The following is a 16,265-nucleotide window of genomic DNA, read 5'->3' as shown; positions in this document are numbered from 1 at the left end:
ATCGTGTGGTAAGGAGTGTAACAATGAAACTTTTCTTGAATTTAGTGCTAGGTGTAGTTATAAGTGTGGCAATATTTTTCCTATTATTAACTGCTTTTAGCGAAGATGTTGGACCATTTTTCATTATAACTGTTTTAATTGGTCTTGTTTTAGGACTACAAATTTATATTCTTAGTAAAATCAAAAACATTTAATGAGAAAAAATAACTACCCTAGGGAGTTCTAGAGATAACGAAGAATTTCTAATTGAGTTTTTTCAAAACGTCTATCAAATGATAGGCGTTTTTATATTGTATTATTCCCCATCATTTGAACAAATCTAAACGTTTAGACTTCTAGTTGGTAACGCGATTAGATATTTATTTAGGGAGGTAATTGGCAGAGTATAAGACTGAGACGCAGAAGAAGAAGTTCTATCGTAGCAGTGAATGGGAATTGATAAGACAGAAAGCGTTTAGGAAGAAGAGATTAACCAAACCAATCTACCTAAAATTGGTATAATTAAATTATAAAAGCCCTAGCGATGCTGGAACATCCTAGAGCGTGAAAACCAACTGATTTGGAGCTGATTGTAATTGAATAATAACATAGTTAAAAGTAGAAAAAAAAGTGGGATTTATCAAATTCTCAATTTAAAAAATAATAAGGTTTATATCGGTCAAACTAATAATTTGTTATATAGAAGATCTCAACACTTTAGAAGTTTGAAAGATAATAAGCATTACAATAACTATTTGCAAAGAGCCTTTAATAAATTTGGTGAAAAATTATTTGTTTTTGAAGTATTGGAATATTGCTGTACTGAAGAACTAAATGTACGTGAAAGATACTGGATTGAGGAAAAAAAAGTGAGTATTCGGATAAAGGCTACAATGCGACATATGCAGTTACATTGTTTAATAAGTATGACAACAACAGAAAGGTCAATATAAGTAAAAGAAAACCAAACCTAGTAAATTTCACTGACGATGTAAAAAGAAAAATATCGGAATCAAATAAGAATAGATTTAAAGAAAATCCTGAGATGTTAATTTATCTGTCTGAAGCTAAAAGTACTATTGCTGTTGATGTAGTTAAAGATATAAAAACTATGCTTTATAATGATGTGAATATTAAGGAAATTGCCGAGTTGACTAATGTTGGAATAGATAAGATAAACCATATATCCAATATAAATTCATTCAGTCACATTCTACCTCAATATAATTATTACATTAAAAATCGTCATACTATTCATCAGTTTAGAAATGCTAAGAAAGTAATGTCAATGTATCGTAATGGTTGCACGTATAGAGAAATTGGAGAAGCCTTAGAATTACATCAAAGGAATGCTATTAGAATAGTAAACAAGAATAAAACTATTCATGATGATAGGTGTAGACTTAATTGTATAAATCGAAGTTTGAGAAAACAGTACTCTATTATTAAAACATTGCAAACGATGGGTAAAAATAGTGTGCAAATATCGAAGCTGTTAAGATTTTCTAGACCCCAAGTGTGTAAAATACTTAATCGTAATGAGCCAAACATAGTTACTTCATTAGAGGGGAACAGAGGAAAAATAAAACCATTCAAAGTATTATCTTATATTATTTAGCATCCTAACTTTAGGGTGTTATTTTTTTGGAGATGATGTCGTGGTATCCGAATACACAACTAGAGAACAACAAAGAGACTTTTACAAAAGCAATGCTTGGCGTGGTAATAACGGACTGAGAGAACAAGCATTAAGAAGGGATGGATATGAATGTGTTATGTGTCGTGAAGAAGGGAAGGTCACTACCAGAGACCATGCAACACTTGAAGTAGACCATATATTTGAAATTGAGATTCATCCAGAAAAAGCTCATGATTTAGATTCATTGCGAACGTTGTGCAGGTATCATCATAATAAAAGACATAACCGTTTTGGATTCGTTAAAAAAGAAAAGAAATGGAACAATGAACGCTGGTAATACCCCCCACCTAAAAATCTTTGCTAAATATTTTTTGTTTGGGACTGGACAGGGGCCTCTGCCGTCCAAAAAAAATCCAAAAAACCACCGTTATAATAGCTGGGTAAAAAAAAGAGGGGGGGTGTTTTTGTGAGTAGAGTTGTAAAAATTTCAGATTTGGAAAACCAATTGATGAACCGTATTGATCAAGACGATCTGATAGAAGTTGATAAGGTAATGCGGTATTTAGCGATTGTTAAACAAATTAGAAAGATTCAAATCACAATCAACAAAGGCGGCGTGATGACAACAACTATTAATGGAAATCAGGAATTCACTAAAGCAAATCCTGCCATAAATGAATTAAATAAGCTCACAAAAACATTATATCTCTAGAAAAATCTATTAAATTTGAAATGTTTAATGTAAAAGATATAACCAAAGATGATGAGAAGGATAATGACGGACCAGAAGTCAGTGATTTATACTGATACATCAGAAAGAAATCAAAACAGCCTTACTTATTTTGAGTAGGGCTAATTTTTGTTTTCAAATGCAAATCATCCTAAATTATAGTAATAACCTTCTTAACTAACTCCGTAATATCATTATCATCGTTATAAACAACTTGATTTAATCGAAAATCCTTACGAGCTACAAAGTTACTTTTAATCTGTTGGATCCATATGCCACAACTGCAGCTGTCCAGTCTGGGTCTTTCTTGAAGTCATAGGCTGAGACAGAGAAGGTGCCACTTTGCAAGAAATTAGTTTCTTTTGCATGTAAGTATACCTTTAAATTTATGATCATACATTTTACTCTTTTCAGTTTATTTAATTAAATCGAGTACTATTATTCCCTTAATTACCTTCCTGAACACTTTAATTACCTTTTATTTATAGAAATGCCTTAGTAATGAATAAATATATTTTAATGTTTTTTCGAAAATGCTATTAAACAGGCATTTGTGATGTTTTATGATTTCTAGTAATGCTAAGAAGTATGTTTAGAACACAAGTTCACCCATGGGAACGCGAACAATATATGTCTATGTATTAATATCTCAAACCCTTGGCACCTCTGGTGTCGGGGGTTTTTTCTATTTCGGGCATTCATTCATAAAATCTAATGAAGTTATCAACTGCCCGATAAATGCCCGAAAAAAATCAAAAAAATTATTCAAGGACATTTTTCATATGCTCCTCGAATTTATCCATTGTGTCATGTTCAATTTTTTTACTAATATGTGAGTATACATCTGCTGTGATTTGCATACTGCCATGACCTAAACGCTCTTGAATGTATTTCATGCTTGCGCCAGCCTCTAACTGTAATACTGCATGCGTATGTCGAGTAGAGTGAATAGGCAAAGAGGGAAGCTCTGCTTTTTTTAGGATACGAGCAAATGAATTAAAAAGGCTTGATTTTGGCATGTAGTTACCATCATTTCTGCATAATACTAAATTAAGTTCATGATAGTAATCTTCTTGTAATGCCAATTTGTTTTGGTTTTGATACTACTTGTGAAAAAGTAAATCATTTGTAAGGGACTGACTTATTGTGATTACACGTTTTGAATGATAAGTTTTAACATCGCCAAAGATTTTACTTTGATCCTTACTTGCTTCTTGAAAATCAAGAGATTTATTAATATTAATTGTTTTTTCTTTTAGGTCAATGTCTTTCCATTGTAAGGCGGCTGCTTCACCATTACGTAGACCGGTTTCAATAAGGACTTTATAAAATATCCAGTAAATATATCCATATTCATAGTCTGCTTTTAAAAAGCTAGAAATATTTTCCGAATCGATAAACTTTAGTTCACTGTTTTTATGTTCACCTTTAATCGTAACTCCAGAGCAAGGATTCATTAAATATAGGGGAGGTTGATTATTTCTTAAATAAAAAACCTATCCTAGATGAATATCAGGTTGAAGAGTTTGAAAACAACATTCATTATGCAATGGAATATCATTTACCGATAAGATTTAGATTACATAACGAGGGAAATCCACAAGAATTGCATGGTTATTGTGTGTACATTCATCCTGTCACGAAAGAGTTAAGCATTCAGATGAGAGATAGGTCCTTTGAGAAAATCCGGTTTGATGAGATTATTGGTGTAACTGTGGAGGATTAAAATAAAAAAGCCCTTACTCACTTTGAGTAGGGGCTATTTTATGCTTTAGGGCTATGAACTAACAGGTCAGTTTAGTTGAAAATGTTATTATCATATCAACAAGATACTCTGGGTTTTTCCTGCATAAAACCCTTCAATTTATTAATAATATGCATATCTTAAAATCAAAGGAGTGAAGTCTACTGAAAAGATATTCATTATTTAAAAAGCAAAAAATTCAAAAATCTACAGACTTCTCTGATGTACTCAAACATCTGCAAAAGTCAAAGGACTTTACAAGCTTTACACTCGATTTTGAAAATGAAGTATACTGTGTATCTTTTTTCGATACGTTAATTGATAAAGATATATTGCATAGAGATCTCCTTCCTTTTTTACATACAAATTCTTCAACTCTAGAAGGGCTCGTACACAAGTTGCCAATAGAAGGGCTTGTTTTTACGAAAAATCCTGTTGAACTCCAAAATCAACTGTTGATGGGGTTTATATCTATTACATTTAATAATCAATCTCATCAAGCAGTTTTAGTTAAAGCAGCAAATAACACTTCGAGGCAAGTTACACTGCCAGAGGTAGAGTTCAGTGTTGTCGGTCCGAAAGAAGCACTGGTCGAATCACTCGATACGAATTTATATTTAATCCGAAAACGGCTTCCAATTGCAGAACTTGCTGTTGAAGAAATAATTGTTGGTAAGTTGTCTAAAACAAGAGTGGCTGTGATCCATATAGAAGGAATTGCAAATAGAGAGAATGTAGAAACAGTGATTCAGCGCATTACTGATTTAAAGGTTAATCAAATAATTGATAGCTCCTATATTTCACAAATGATTGAAGATAATAAGCATTCTCCGTTTCCTCAATTTATCGATACAGAACGGCCAGATCGATTGGCTGCAGTCCTTGGAGAAGGAAAAGTGGTGATTTTAGTCGACGGGGCTCCGCATGGTTTACTTGGTCCTTCCACTTTCGTAGAATACTTTGCGGCATTCGAAGATTATTTTCTCAACTGGACAATTGCCTCATTCTTTCGCCTTATTCGTTTTTTTGCTGTATTGTTTTCCATCTTAGTGACACCTATATATGTCGCAGTTCTCACCTATCATTATGAGTTAATCCCAAAGGATTTAGTCAGTACACTTGTGATTTCACGTAGCGGAATTCCATTTCCACCGATTTTAGAAGCATTAATCTTGGAATTAGTCATTGAACTTCTTCGTGAGGCTGGAGCTAGACTGCCGACTAAAGTAGGTCAGACAATAGGTATCGTAGGCGGTATTGTAATTGGAACGGCATCTGTTGAAGCAGGGCTAACAAGTAATGTATTATTAATTCTTGTTGCATTGTCGGCTCTTGGTTCTTTTACTACACCTGTTTATCAAATGGGTAATACCATTCGCCTAATTCGATTTCCTCTTCTTCTCATGGCTTATTTTATAGGATTAATAGGTATATCAATCAGTTTTTGTTTTTTGCTTGTACATTTATTGAGGCTTACTTCCTTAGGGAGGCCATTTCTTGAACCAATTTATCCGCCAAGGATTTATGATATGCGAGATGCCCTGATTCGTTTACCATTTTTTCTTCAGGCTAAACGTCCAATTGAAGTTCAGACGGAAGACACTATCCGATTAGAACCCAAGGAAGATTCTAAGGACTAAGTGAAAATGGAGGTTTAATACATGGCCGCTAAGAGTGATCAAATCTCAACATTTCTTGTCTTTTTTTTAATCATTAAAATCCAGATAGGCGTAGGGATTCTGGGATATCAGAGGATAATCATTCAATCTGCTGGCAATGATGCTTGGATAGCTGTCATTATAAGCGGAATAATATATTCATTTGGCATTTGGGGTATGTACAAAGTATTAAATTGTCACGATATGGATCTTATAGGCATACAGAAACGCCTATTTGGTAAGTGGCTTGGCGGTTTACTAAATATCATCTGGATACTTTATTGGCTGATGGTAGGTATTTCTGTTTTAAGATCCTATCTTGAAATAGTTCAATCATGGGTCTTCCCTCAAATAAACACATGGTTAGTGACCTCCATATTTGCTTTATTAATTTATTATGTGGTTTTAGGAGGATTTAGAGTAGTCACCGGTATTTGTTTTTTAGGGATCTGTATACCTTCTTATTTAATTCTAACTTTTTATTTCCCACTAGAGTATACTCATTTTCGCAACCTATTACCAATATGGAATCATTCTTTTCAAGACTTAGCCCTTGCATCTAAGCAAATGTCATATAGCTATTTAGGCGTGTCCACTTTAATGATGTATTATCCATTGATTAAGAATCGAAAAAGTTCACAAAAGTGGGCGCAACTAGGAAATCTCACTACTGTTTTAGTTTATTTGTTCATAACTATTTTGACGATAGGGTTTTACAGTGAAGGCCAAATCAGTAGATATATTTGGGCAACTTTGTCCTTTTGGGGCATTGTAAAAATGCCTTTTGTTGAACGGTTTGAGTACATAGGTATCGCTACATGGGTCTTAGTTTTAGTTCCTAGTGTATGTCTCTATATATGGGTTTCTGCAAGAGGGATTTCACAATACTTTAATATAGAGCAGAAAAAAATTTATGCTCTTTTATTAATATTATTGGTTGTGATAACAAATCTAATTAAAGGTAGGAAAATGATTAATCAAATTACGGATTACGTTGCAAATATAGGATTGATTATGGAAATTCCTTATGTCTTATTTCTAGTTTGTTTATCTACTGTCATTTCAAAAAAGAGGAAGATTAAAAAATGAGAATTTTATTCAAGAAATTGGCCTTAATACTTCTTTCAATTAGTATTCTCTCAAGTTGTATGGGGGTAGATAGCAAAGTGCTCGATGAAATAAATATGGCTACAGCCATAGGATATGATTATGTAGATGAGACTCATTTCAAAGCTATTGCTGTGACACCGATGTATTATCCTGATAAAACCATTAAAAATGTTACCTTTAGTTCGAAATCATCACTTAGTAAAGACGTCCGAGATGAGATGAATCAGCAATCTGAAAGACCTATCTACAGCGGAAAATTAGAGGTGGTATTATATGAAAAAAAGCTTGCAAAGCAAGGGATATTCCATCTAATTGATACATTACTCAGGGACCCTTCAATTGGAACTACTTTGAATCTCGGCATTGTCGAAGGAAGTACGAAGGATGTGTTAAGCCAGCAGTTTGGCAACATAGATAAAGGAATTTATTTATCTAAAACAATTGAACAAAATATAGAATCGGGTATGCTTCCTAAAAATAACCTCCATCTTTTTTTGTATGCGTATTATTCAGAAGGAATGGATCCATTTTTACCTATCATTAAAGCATTGGATGGGAAAGTTATTATTAAAGGGAATGCCATGTTTAATAGTAAAGGGGAATACGTGTATCAGACTAAGAGCCGTGAAAATGTTATTTTCAAAATGTTATTTGAAGATACAACAAATAAGGAGGGTTTCTCTACAAAAATTGAGGGGAAAGAATTTGCTTCCGTCAATAATATAATAACAAAAAGGTCTTACAAGATTTCAAAGCCGATGACAGATACTCCAATAACGATCAAACTCGAGATAAAGGCAATGTTACGAGAATATACCGGTAAAGAAATAAATCCTAAAATGATTAAAATTATAGAAGATAAAATGTCAAAATATGTGAAGGGACGCTCGGAAGATTTAGTGCGAAATTTTCAAAAACTACATGTTGACCCTCTAGGGGTTGGCGAACAAGTACGAACAAGGACAAGAAGCTGGGATAAGAAAAAATGGGATGAAATTTATACTTCTATCCCGATAAATGTGGAGGCTAAAGTTGAAATTTTGGAATCTGGTGTGGTGGAGTAAGAAATTAAAGTCATAAAGGATAGAGAAGCCGAACGTCTGATAAGAAGAATCAAAGAAGTTGAAGAGAATGTAACTGAGATACAACTATTGCTCGCTAAAATTACGGGCAACTTTAAACGTGGTAACGAGAAACTTAGTCGAAATAAAAAAAATAATTAAGACATTTGCGGCACAGTTCGAATAAACCATGACATAAAAAAAAGTAACTATTCTCTGACAAATAGTCACTCAGGGAAAAAAAGGAGTTTGCACAAAGGTTTAATATTCAAAATATATGCTGGCATACAAATGAGGTTCCCAAAAAATATTCACGGAAACTTATAACCGTTCGCCATAAAGTTCTTTTTCTTCATTTGGATGAAAAAGAGTGAATCCTTTTGAACAAAATAAAAACCGTCTATCTATCTCGAATCCAGCTTTATTCAAAATTTCTAATGTGCCATGGGGACCTGTTCCAGAGTAACCACAACTACAACCAGAAAGGTGTAGTTCATTTCCTTTTTTGTCTATAAGAATAAGATCACTATCGACCAAAATATTGGCGTTATTAATTTCTTTAAAGATTTTTGCAATTTTAAAACGGTCAAACTGATCTTTAACAGCTTCAAATAACGCAACACTTTTATGAGTAACACCGCGATCTTCACCATAATCTTTAATGACAAATACTTCTCTTTCATACGATTTCTTATATGAGTGGTACTTTTGGTAAGTAGCGCCATTGGTTGTACAAATAATTGGCTTATCACTATTATGTTTTTTATTCGAGGATTTATTAAACATTGCATCCCTCCTAACTAGATTTTATTAAGTTTATTAAGGGAAAAAGGATATTAGTACAAACAATCTGGTAAAATGCTAAAAATTTCATTTTCTCTTAGAATCGTTAAATGGATTTAAAAACAAACAAAACTATTATGGCATAAGAATGATGCTAAATTGAATTACTTTGACAAGCCATGGAAATCAGCCAGGTTTTTATAAAAGACTTTTCTAACTTGGTAGGGCGTACCGAAATCACGTTAGCAGTTAGTTATACTATATGAGGGAAATTGAAGTTAGGAGTAGAGGCATCAAAGAACTATCCGAGCTTAGAAGTATTGTGAACAGTCAAAAGACGGTGACAACTAAACGGTTAAAACCATTGTTCGATGAAATTCAAAGATCATATATTCAAACAGCCAATAAGGTTAAAAGCCAGAAAGAAACCATTAAGAAAATTAATTCAAATTACAGTGTGGCAAATTCAAAGGCGGCTAGGTTATCGGTACCTGTCCAGACCCATGAGGAACTTAAAAAGGCCCATTAAGATTTAAAGGCCAAACATAAAAAAGTCATGAAAGAGCTTCACCAATTTAAATACAATAGGGCCAAATAAAAGGGTGGTTGGCAAGTAAGGGGTATTCCCGAGATGAACAAGAGACTTCATTGTTTTTTGACAACAGTACACGCGAGTGGACTGTTTACTCTACTGTTCCTAAACACATTCGAAAACTCTCTAATTTAACAGAGATATTCGTCATAGAATCCGAGGATGATAGACCGATAGCTGTTAAGGGAATTTTGACAGAAAAACAAGTCAGCATGAAAAAAGAACGGGTCTATACAGATGAACAAAAGGAAAGAGCAGCTGAAAGGCTTTCTAGGGCTAGAAACGCTATATAAATAAAGGGAAACAAAACTTTAAATTCAATCTGAATATAAAGGGAGCCAATAACATGACAACAGCTAAATTGAAAGTAATATATTATTTAAGAAAATCCAAAAGGATGACAAAAAGGAAGTTCTTATGTGTCATGCTCAAGGGGATGAATTACCGCATGCAAATGAGTTATTAAAAATGCCTGGATCGATAACAAAGCTGAATGTGGAAGAAAGTGGTGCTGGGGAAATTGGAGCTGAATTTATATCTATCCAACGCGATAATAAGAAAACTGTCCTGAAGTTTCATATCAAGCGCGATGTGGATGGAAAAGTTAATAAATTATATTCTCATGCTGGGGCTAATGTATCTATTACTCTTCAACCTTCTCAGATGAGCATCGAGGAATTCTATGAAGAGCCACATGAGAGTGTGGAAGATAGCGTAAATCCAGACGGTACGGAAAATATACCAAATGACCAAATCGAAATGGATGAGGATTTAGTAAAACATTAATAATTCTGCACTGGGCTACTGCTTAAAGTGAAAAAAATAGCTAGGATTGCTCCCAGCATTGATGCAACCTTAGCGGATGCTGTTTCAATTAACCTACTCCTCGTCAGGATAATGTTTTAGGTAAACAACTTTTCCTGGAAGTTCGATTCTATGTTTCGCGTCATAACGACAACTTAGAACTTCAAATGAACCTTCATCCACTCTAAATGCCATAACCTGATCAAAATCATTATCTAATATAACGTATTGGTTTGGGTCCGTTTGGTGTTTATATAACGTATAAGTCCGATGAATAAATATGGACCAGTCATAGGAAAGTGAAATTTCTATTGTTTTCATTTTGTGCCCCTTACTTTTATGAAGTATTTTATAACATAATAACCAGGATTTCTCCTGGCAATGGTGATTGTATCGGAGTACATATTATACCATGGAGGGGAGAATGAATGAGTAACCAATTATCCTTCTTTCCGGATGTTGATGAAAAGCAAATTCGTTCTATCGTTGTGAAAGAACTTAAATTATTTAGAGCGCTAAAGATTCAACAATTCAACAATTAAACAAACAGGAGCTTAATGAGAAAGGGATAACGATAAATATCTTTCCTAAGCTGTATGATAATGATCGAGAGAAAGAAATGAAAGTCCTTCATATGGAAAGGGCATTAAGAAAATTAAGCAAGAATACCTTAAAAAGCCAAGTCTTTCTTTAAACTTCAAGACCGAAAATGAAACTGTTGTTACAGTGCCTTCTAAGACGGAGATTGCTTCTGAAGTTAGTAAAGAACCATCTAAGAACAAAAGTGATGCTACTATTGTATCCATTCAAAAAAACTTAAATAGCCGATATAAAGCAGGTCTTGTTACTGATGGATTCAATGGGCCAAAAACCAAATCAGCACTAATCAAAGCACTACAAACTGAACTTAATAAGCAGTTCAATAAAAAGCTTGTTGTGGATGGTAAATGGGGAGCGAAGACGAAGGCTGTCATTGTCACTGTCGAAAAAGGTGCAAAAGGTAATCTCACTTGGATTCTATAGGCTGCACTTTATACAGAAGGATTTAAACTTGGATCACTTGAATCGATATTCGGAAAAGGTACCGAGTCGGCATTATCTAAATTCCAGAAAGCTAAAAGGATAATTGCCGATAAGAAGGCAGGTAAAGCAACTTTTACTAAATTGTTTGTAGCATAATCAAAAGTCCTTACTCAATGAATAAGGGCTTTTTTATTTAAAACGCTGTTTAAAGTACGTTCACTTAACAAGTGCATAGGATAATCTTATAAACTGTGAAGGGTTGAGAAAAATGTACTATGTTCCTTATATACATCCCTATCAATATCAATATCCTTATTATGTTAATGTACCAATGTATAACTATGTAAGAAATCCTGATTATCGGGGTGTTAATGATGCTAACCAACTGGGTTTTTTACAATCATCAAACGGAAGAAATAATATTGAGTTAAAAGATTATGGACCAAAACCATTTGTAGTAAATATAAATGAGGCTACGAAGCAAAACAATAACTATCGTACCGCTTTATGGACAGGAAAACATTTGCAAGTTACATTGATGAGTCTAAAAGTTGGTGAAGATATTGGCTTAGAAATTCACCCTAACGTTGACCAGTTTTTACGTATTGAACAAGGTCAAGGGTTTGTTCAAATGGGCAATAGAAAGGATAATTTAAACTTTGTAAAAGACGTCTATGATGATTATGCAATAATGATACCTGCTGGCACATGGCATAATGTAACCAATACAGGTAATATTCCTCTAAAACTTTACTCGATATATGCTCCTCCTCATCATCCATTTGGTACTGTTCATGTTACCAAGGCAGATGCATTGGCCGCGGAAGAAGGCAACGGTTGAGTAAAAGCATAAGATAGGATTTTATCAGATTGGCTAACCCTTATTATTTCGTAGGGTGAATAATTTGAAAACGAATGGAGAAAAGATTATTAAGGTACTATCTCCACAGGACCCCTCAATCGTAAAAAGCCCGTCTCGTAGTGGGGCTTTTTTTGTTTTGAGAAGAATAAAATGTAATCAAACGAATACACTTTTTATAATCGTTGAAACAAAATCATCACTGACCCCTTCTCCTTAATCGAGAGGGGGGTTTTTATGTACGATGAATACAAACGAATAATCTGGATACCATAAGTTTACACCTTGTTTTTGACTGTGATACATTGAAAAGCCCTTACTCGTATTGAGTAGGGGCTATTTTTTTTGTTGAAGCTCTGTTAAAGGTGTTGTTGAATTTCTTAATGAACTAAAGGGGCAGTTTAGTTGAACAAGGTATTTCAGTGTCAGTAGTGAATTTAATAAAGAGGTAATGTCAGATTATGATTGGAGGTGAAGTTTATGAAAGTACAATTGAAATGTGTTACGAGAGAAAATTGGGTAGAGGCATTAGCACTAAAAGTTAAGAAACAGCAATGTAAATTTGCACCCCCAGTAGCCGTATCACTTGCCAAAGTTTATATTAAACCAGACGGGGATAACATAGTTTATTTGCCCTTTGCCATTTATGACAAAGAGATGATGGTCGGTTTTATCATGCATGCTTACGATGAAAATACGACGAATATGTATTGGATTAACGGCTTCATAATTGATGAGAGTTATCAGGGTAAAGGATATGGTAGGGCGGCACTGTCTGAGATGGTTCATTGGATAACAAATAGGTTTAGCATTTGTAAAGAAATTCGTCTAACCGTATTTAAAGAGAACGAAATTGCTCGTGAATTATATAAACGTTTTGGCTTTCTTCCCACAGGAGATGTATATGGAGAAGAAGATGTGTGGTTTCTTCCTATAAAATAACTATGTGTCTTATGGAACTAACGGGCGCGTTATTTCCATAGGGAATAATGGATGTAAAGGAGGGGTTTTTCTGATGGGTACAATTCGTGATAGAGGACTGGGTCTATAATGCTGGAACTTCTAGTACTACGAAAACACAAAAGACTTGGAATATGGATAAAATAGTTAAATATACTGGAGTAGGTGTCGTTTACACTTATACTGATGCTTATGTGCAAGTTGCTACTAAAACTGGTACATTTAATACGCATTTTAAGGAGTAGATGACATTGAAAAATATTAGTATAGTAAATGGTGTAATTGATATCATTATTCTTGTTATAGTGGTATTTATTATTGTGAAAATTGTAAAAACAGTTGTAGAAAATTAAAGAAGAAAAAGTAGATTGTAAAGGTGAACTGAAAAGCTCGCCTTTTTCTTTAGTCTTTTTCCGTTTAGATGAGAGAATTTAAGGGATCAACTTAAGAAGTGAAAAGAAATTCACTCATGGAACATACTCTTTTGATGATTTAATCCAAGGGGTTGATGAATATTTTTGTGATTTCCTATTAGATTATTCTGTAATTTAGAAGCGGTGTTTCTAAGTCTTAATGTATCTGCGGTTTCCCAAGTTCCTAGATCCATTGATAAAATAAGCATCAGCTTTTTCTTGGTTAAATCACTAAAAACAAAAGGACTATCAATTTTGGTTAGGTTGATTTATGTACTCCCTTTATTCCCTAAGGGAGAGTGTTATCGACACTAACTTACACAGGTCATCCTTATTTGTTTTAATATTCAATGATGGGTTTATTTTGCCCACCAATTCATGATATTGTACTCTTGCTCATGCAGAATCTATTTTTGAAAAAGCTTTTAAACAGGCATTTGTGATGTTTTAGGATAACTGATCATGCTAAGAAGTATGTTCCGCACTCAAGTTCACCCATGGGAACGCGAACAATATATGTCAATGTATTAATACCGAAATTAGCTTGGAAACCCTTGACACCATTGGTGTTGAGGGTTTTTTTTATTTAAGAAAGAAGGAGATATTCCAGTAAATGGATTGGAGCAAGTGGAAGTTGGGTCTGGGATTATTGTGAGGGAGAATGTAACTCCTGCTTTAGAAGATGCTGGTGTTTATTATAATATAAATGCATCGTTTAAATCAGGTAGTTTATTAAAAAATAACTTAATTTCTACCGTTATATGATTGAAAACAACATGAAAAAACTAAAAGATGTTCCTTCACCATATTAAGGAATGCTGATTGAAGAAGGATAAACACTAGAAGCTCCATCAGAAGTATAAAAGCCATTCACAAACAGCGGGCAGCTTTTGTTATGTAAAAACATCCTAGATAAACAGTCAATATTAGTGAAGGTACCCGCAAAATAGGAACAAGCCTTGCGGTAGATTAGAACATCTATTATTAAAAGTTATTTTTCCTAAATTGATATTAGGATATAATAGTAATAAATGAATAAAAGGTGTGATTTTTCTGACGGAAGCACTAAAAAAGCAGCATAGAAAGTTATCTAATTTGATAATTATCCAACGGACCATTCTTATTACAATTGGTGCTTTGCTAATGGCCACGGGATTGGAAATCTTTTTAATTCCCAATCATGTAATTGATGGTGGCATTACAGGTATTTCAATTATGCTTTCTCATATTACTGGTATAAAACTAGGAATCTTTCTTTTTCTATTGAATCTACCATTTGTATATCTGGGATATAAACAGTTTGGGAAAACTTTTGCTATATCTACTATATATGGGATTATAATGCTATCCATTTTTGCGACATATTTCCATCCTATTCCACCCTTCACTGAGGATATCCTTCTTGCTACAATTTTTGGGGGCATATTCTTAGGTGTAGGTGTAGGAATAGTAATTCGTAACGGTGGTGCGCTTGATGGGACAGAAATACTTTCGATTGTAATAAGTAAAAAAGTTCCTTTTTCTGTTGGCGAAATTGTTATGTTCATCAATCTATTTATACTTGGTTCTGCTGGATTCGTATACACATGGGATAGAGCTATGTATTCAATCTTAGCTTATGTAATAGCTGCTAAAGCCATTGACATTGTTATTACTGGAATGGAAGAAACAAAGTCAGTGTGGATAATTAGCGATGAAGCAAGAGAGATAGGTGATGCAATCAATAATCGCTTAGGACGAGGTGTGACATACTTGCATGGTGAAGGTGCCTATTCTGGAGAGGACAAGAAGGTTATTTTCTGTATAATTACCAGACTTGAAGAATCTAAGTTAACTACAATTGTTGAAGAGATCGACGCTTCATCTTTCTTAGCAATTGCAAATATCGCGGAAGTACGTGGTGGACGGTTCAAAAAGAGAGATATTCATTAATGAAAACTTTTTAACAGAGCTAACATTTTGAGGTTGATTTTTGTTATGTCACCACTGGAACAAACTGTGCGGGATTATCGTAAGTATGAAGATAAGGGCTAATAAGCCCTAATAAGCCCTTATACAATATTAATATCCAAAATTCCTAGGAGGACAGCATGGGTTATGCGGCGGCTTTCCACAAATCAGGTTTTGAGTATAGCATTCGTTAACTACGGATTGAGTATGCGGAAAGTAATGCTTAAACGTGTTCACATGTTTATTGACAGTTGTAGTATGTGATGGATGAACGACAGGAATCACTGTGTTCGATACATTCGTATTAACATATTGCTGTGTTGGAGAGACTTGTGCTGGAGCAACTTGAGTAGGCAGAGTTTGAGTTGGGTAATATTGCACTGGAGACACAGCCATTGGACTATAGGCTCCCATTACGTTGGAGTGTTTACCGGTTGATGCACCCATTACTCCGGGTACGTTTCCGTATGCTCCCATTACATTGTTGGATGCTCCCATTACATGGGGGTTATTTCCTCCACTATTACGAAAATACATTTATAATACGTCCCTTCATTAAGTTTTCGTTACCCTTGTAGTTTATGAAAAAAGGGTAGGTTTGTACTAATGAAAAAGCTTTTTAAGACAAGAATAGGCATAGAACACTTTCTGTTAATTTAAGTAAACATAACCGTGCAGAGTGAAAATTAAATAGCAATACAATAGTCGTCCCTATGGGCGGCTTTTTATTATGTATAAACAACCTAGACATACAGAGATAGAGAATGCTCAAAGGCACTATAGTTCAACGACCTTCTTCACCAGCCACTAAAACATTATCGACATAGAACTAATTTTCATGTGGTAAAGCGCTGATTTTTGCGCTTCAAAGATGGCTAACTGGCAAGTTGGTTGAAGATGAAGGTTTATTTAGAAGGACGTTGAAGTAGTAATTAACATAATGAAAAAAATATATAGAAG

The 16,265-nt window shown here is 34.1% G+C and carries 20 protein-coding genes and 2 pseudogenes; 17 read left to right on the top strand and 5 right to left on the bottom strand.

What is annotated here, in order from left to right; genetic code table 11:
* Positions 1-23: 23 nt before the first annotated feature.
* The 5 genes from ACFWE9_RS16760 (at position 24) to ACFWE9_RS16740 (ending at position 2,330) form a co-directional block, all read left to right on the top strand.
* Complete coding sequence (locus ACFWE9_RS16760) at positions 24-194, top strand: hypothetical protein (RefSeq protein ID WP_161804942.1); 171 nt, start codon at positions 24-26, stop codon at positions 192-194.
* A 381-nt stretch (positions 195-575) separates the two neighbouring features.
* Positions 576-932 carry a GIY-YIG nuclease family protein gene (locus ACFWE9_RS16755; protein ID WP_377357787.1) on the top strand — a complete coding sequence of 119 codons (357 nt, stop codon included), beginning with the start codon at positions 576-578 and terminating at the stop codon, positions 930-932.
* A complete protein-coding gene (locus ACFWE9_RS16750) occupies positions 893-1,597 on the top strand; it encodes a hypothetical protein (protein ID WP_377357785.1) in 705 nt (234 codons plus the stop codon). Before ACFWE9_RS16755 ends, ACFWE9_RS16750 begins: the two co-directional genes overlap by 40 nt.
* A 40-nt stretch (positions 1,598-1,637) precedes the next feature.
* Positions 1,638-1,955: an HNH endonuclease signature motif containing protein gene (locus ACFWE9_RS16745; protein WP_230159533.1), complete on the top strand. Its 318-nt coding sequence runs from the start codon at positions 1,638-1,640 to the stop codon at positions 1,953-1,955.
* Between the two features lie 129 nt (positions 1,956-2,084).
* On the top strand, positions 2,085-2,330 hold the full coding sequence (locus tag ACFWE9_RS16740; protein WP_377357783.1) for a hypothetical protein: 246 nt from the start codon (positions 2,085-2,087) through the stop codon (positions 2,328-2,330).
* A gap of 258 nt (positions 2,331-2,588) precedes the next feature.
* On the opposite strand, the gene ACFWE9_RS16735 is transcribed toward ACFWE9_RS16740, so the two are convergent.
* Together ACFWE9_RS16735 and ACFWE9_RS16730 are read right to left on the bottom strand one after the other, a co-directional pair.
* Positions 2,589-2,744 (bottom strand): hypothetical protein, encoded by a 156-nt coding sequence (locus ACFWE9_RS16735; protein ID WP_230159535.1) that lies wholly within the window; start codon positions 2,742-2,744, stop codon positions 2,589-2,591.
* Positions 2,745-3,109: 365 nt separating this feature from the next.
* Positions 3,110-3,802 (bottom strand): annotated as a pseudogene (locus ACFWE9_RS16730) (site-specific integrase); the annotation flags it as partial.
* An 8-nt stretch (positions 3,803-3,810) separates the two neighbouring features.
* Here ACFWE9_RS16730 and ACFWE9_RS16725 point away from each other — a divergent pair.
* From ACFWE9_RS16725 to ACFWE9_RS16710, 4 genes are all read left to right on the top strand, one after another.
* The gene (locus ACFWE9_RS16725; protein ID WP_377357795.1) at positions 3,811-4,074 is read left to right on the top strand and encodes a YolD-like family protein; all 264 of its coding nucleotides are present in this window, start codon (positions 3,811-3,813) and stop codon (positions 4,072-4,074) included.
* Between the two features lie 182 nt (positions 4,075-4,256).
* Positions 4,257-5,732, top strand: coding sequence for a spore germination protein (locus ACFWE9_RS16720; RefSeq protein WP_377357794.1), 1,476 nt, complete (start codon positions 4,257-4,259; stop codon positions 5,730-5,732).
* 21 nt (positions 5,733-5,753) lie between these two features.
* Entirely contained in the window at positions 5,754-6,839 is a 1,086-nt protein-coding gene (locus ACFWE9_RS16715) for a GerAB/ArcD/ProY family transporter (RefSeq protein WP_377357781.1), read from the top strand.
* Positions 6,836-7,924 (top strand): Ger(x)C family spore germination protein, encoded by a 1,089-nt coding sequence (locus ACFWE9_RS16710; RefSeq protein WP_377357779.1) that lies wholly within the window; start codon positions 6,836-6,838, stop codon positions 7,922-7,924. The genes ACFWE9_RS16715 and ACFWE9_RS16710 overlap by 4 nt, the downstream gene beginning before the upstream one ends.
* A 318-nt stretch (positions 7,925-8,242) precedes the next feature.
* On the opposite strand, the gene ACFWE9_RS16705 is transcribed toward ACFWE9_RS16710, so the two are convergent.
* Positions 8,243-8,707, bottom strand: a complete 465-nt coding sequence (locus ACFWE9_RS16705) for a hypothetical protein (RefSeq protein WP_230159538.1) — start codon at positions 8,705-8,707, stop codon at positions 8,243-8,245.
* A gap of 259 nt (positions 8,708-8,966) precedes the next feature.
* On the opposite strand from ACFWE9_RS16705, the gene ACFWE9_RS16700 reads away from it, so the two are divergent.
* From ACFWE9_RS16700 to ACFWE9_RS16690, 3 genes are all read left to right on the top strand, one after another.
* Positions 8,967-9,233, top strand: coding sequence for a hypothetical protein (locus ACFWE9_RS16700; protein WP_377357777.1), 267 nt, complete (start codon positions 8,967-8,969; stop codon positions 9,231-9,233).
* Between the two features lie 119 nt (positions 9,234-9,352).
* Complete coding sequence (locus tag ACFWE9_RS16695) at positions 9,353-9,589, top strand: hypothetical protein (RefSeq protein ID WP_377357775.1); 237 nt, start codon at positions 9,353-9,355, stop codon at positions 9,587-9,589.
* A 124-nt stretch (positions 9,590-9,713) separates the two neighbouring features.
* Complete coding sequence (locus tag ACFWE9_RS16690; RefSeq protein WP_377357773.1) at positions 9,714-10,082, top strand: hypothetical protein; 369 nt, start codon at positions 9,714-9,716, stop codon at positions 10,080-10,082.
* A gap of 93 nt (positions 10,083-10,175) precedes the next feature.
* Here the strand turns inward: ACFWE9_RS16690 and ACFWE9_RS16685 are convergent, their stop codons facing one another.
* Positions 10,176-10,421 carry a hypothetical protein gene (locus tag ACFWE9_RS16685; protein ID WP_230159541.1) on the bottom strand — a complete coding sequence of 82 codons (246 nt, stop codon included), beginning with the start codon at positions 10,419-10,421 and terminating at the stop codon, positions 10,176-10,178.
* 405 nt (positions 10,422-10,826) lie between these two features.
* On the opposite strand from ACFWE9_RS16685, the gene ACFWE9_RS16680 reads away from it, so the two are divergent.
* From ACFWE9_RS16680 to ACFWE9_RS16660, 5 genes and pseudogenes are all read left to right on the top strand, one after another.
* Entirely contained in the window at positions 10,827-11,123 is a 297-nt protein-coding gene (locus tag ACFWE9_RS16680) for a peptidoglycan-binding domain-containing protein (protein ID WP_377357771.1), read from the top strand.
* Between the two features lie 15 nt (positions 11,124-11,138).
* Positions 11,139-11,279, top strand: a pseudogene (locus tag ACFWE9_RS16675) (peptidoglycan-binding domain-containing protein); the annotation flags it as partial.
* Between the two features lie 112 nt (positions 11,280-11,391).
* The gene (locus ACFWE9_RS16670) at positions 11,392-11,964 is read left to right on the top strand and encodes a cupin domain-containing protein (protein ID WP_230159543.1); all 573 of its coding nucleotides are present in this window, start codon (positions 11,392-11,394) and stop codon (positions 11,962-11,964) included.
* A gap of 498 nt (positions 11,965-12,462) precedes the next feature.
* Positions 12,463-12,924, top strand: a complete 462-nt coding sequence (locus ACFWE9_RS16665; protein ID WP_230159544.1) for a GNAT family N-acetyltransferase — start codon at positions 12,463-12,465, stop codon at positions 12,922-12,924.
* Positions 12,925-14,408: 1,484 nt separating this feature from the next.
* Entirely contained in the window at positions 14,409-15,287 is an 879-nt protein-coding gene (locus ACFWE9_RS16660) for a YitT family protein (RefSeq protein ID WP_230159635.1), read from the top strand.
* 129 nt (positions 15,288-15,416) lie between these two features.
* On the opposite strand, the gene ACFWE9_RS16655 is transcribed toward ACFWE9_RS16660, so the two are convergent.
* Entirely contained in the window at positions 15,417-15,842 is a 426-nt protein-coding gene (locus ACFWE9_RS16655) for a CotD family spore coat protein (protein ID WP_377357768.1), read from the bottom strand.
* Between the last annotated feature and the right edge of the window lie 423 nt (positions 15,843-16,265).

This window comes from Peribacillus sp. NPDC060253 (assembly GCF_042727425.1).
Taxonomy (GTDB): domain Bacteria; phylum Bacillota; class Bacilli; order Bacillales; family DSM-1321; genus Peribacillus.
This window is presented reverse-complemented; position numbering and strand designations above follow the sequence as displayed.

Bases quoted from the DNA above. Each gene is read 5' to 3' on its own strand.
- ACFWE9_RS16710 (WP_377357779.1), top strand. From the start codon at position 6,836: ATGAGAATTTTATTCAAGAAATTGGCCTTAATACTTCTTTCAATTAGT.
- ACFWE9_RS16760 (WP_161804942.1), top strand. From the start codon at position 24: ATGAAACTTTTCTTGAATTTAGTGCTAGGTGTAGTTATAAGTGTGGCA.
- ACFWE9_RS16735 (WP_230159535.1), bottom strand. From the start codon at position 2,744: ATGATCATAAATTTAAAGGTATACTTACATGCAAAAGAAACTAATTTC.
- ACFWE9_RS16655 (WP_377357768.1), bottom strand. From the start codon at position 15,842: ATGTATTTTCGTAATAGTGGAGGAAATAACCCCCATGTAATGGGAGCA.
- ACFWE9_RS16665 (WP_230159544.1), top strand. From the start codon at position 12,463: ATGAAAGTACAATTGAAATGTGTTACGAGAGAAAATTGGGTAGAGGCA.
- ACFWE9_RS16690 (WP_377357773.1), top strand. From the start codon at position 9,714: ATGTGTCATGCTCAAGGGGATGAATTACCGCATGCAAATGAGTTATTA.
- ACFWE9_RS16700 (WP_377357777.1), top strand. From the start codon at position 8,967: ATGAGGGAAATTGAAGTTAGGAGTAGAGGCATCAAAGAACTATCCGAG.
- ACFWE9_RS16685 (WP_230159541.1), bottom strand. From the start codon at position 10,421: ATGAAAACAATAGAAATTTCACTTTCCTATGACTGGTCCATATTTATT.
- ACFWE9_RS16670 (WP_230159543.1), top strand. From the start codon at position 11,392: ATGTACTATGTTCCTTATATACATCCCTATCAATATCAATATCCTTAT.
- ACFWE9_RS16715 (WP_377357781.1), top strand. From the start codon at position 5,754: ATGGCCGCTAAGAGTGATCAAATCTCAACATTTCTTGTCTTTTTTTTA.
- ACFWE9_RS16705 (WP_230159538.1), bottom strand. From the start codon at position 8,707: ATGTTTAATAAATCCTCGAATAAAAAACATAATAGTGATAAGCCAATT.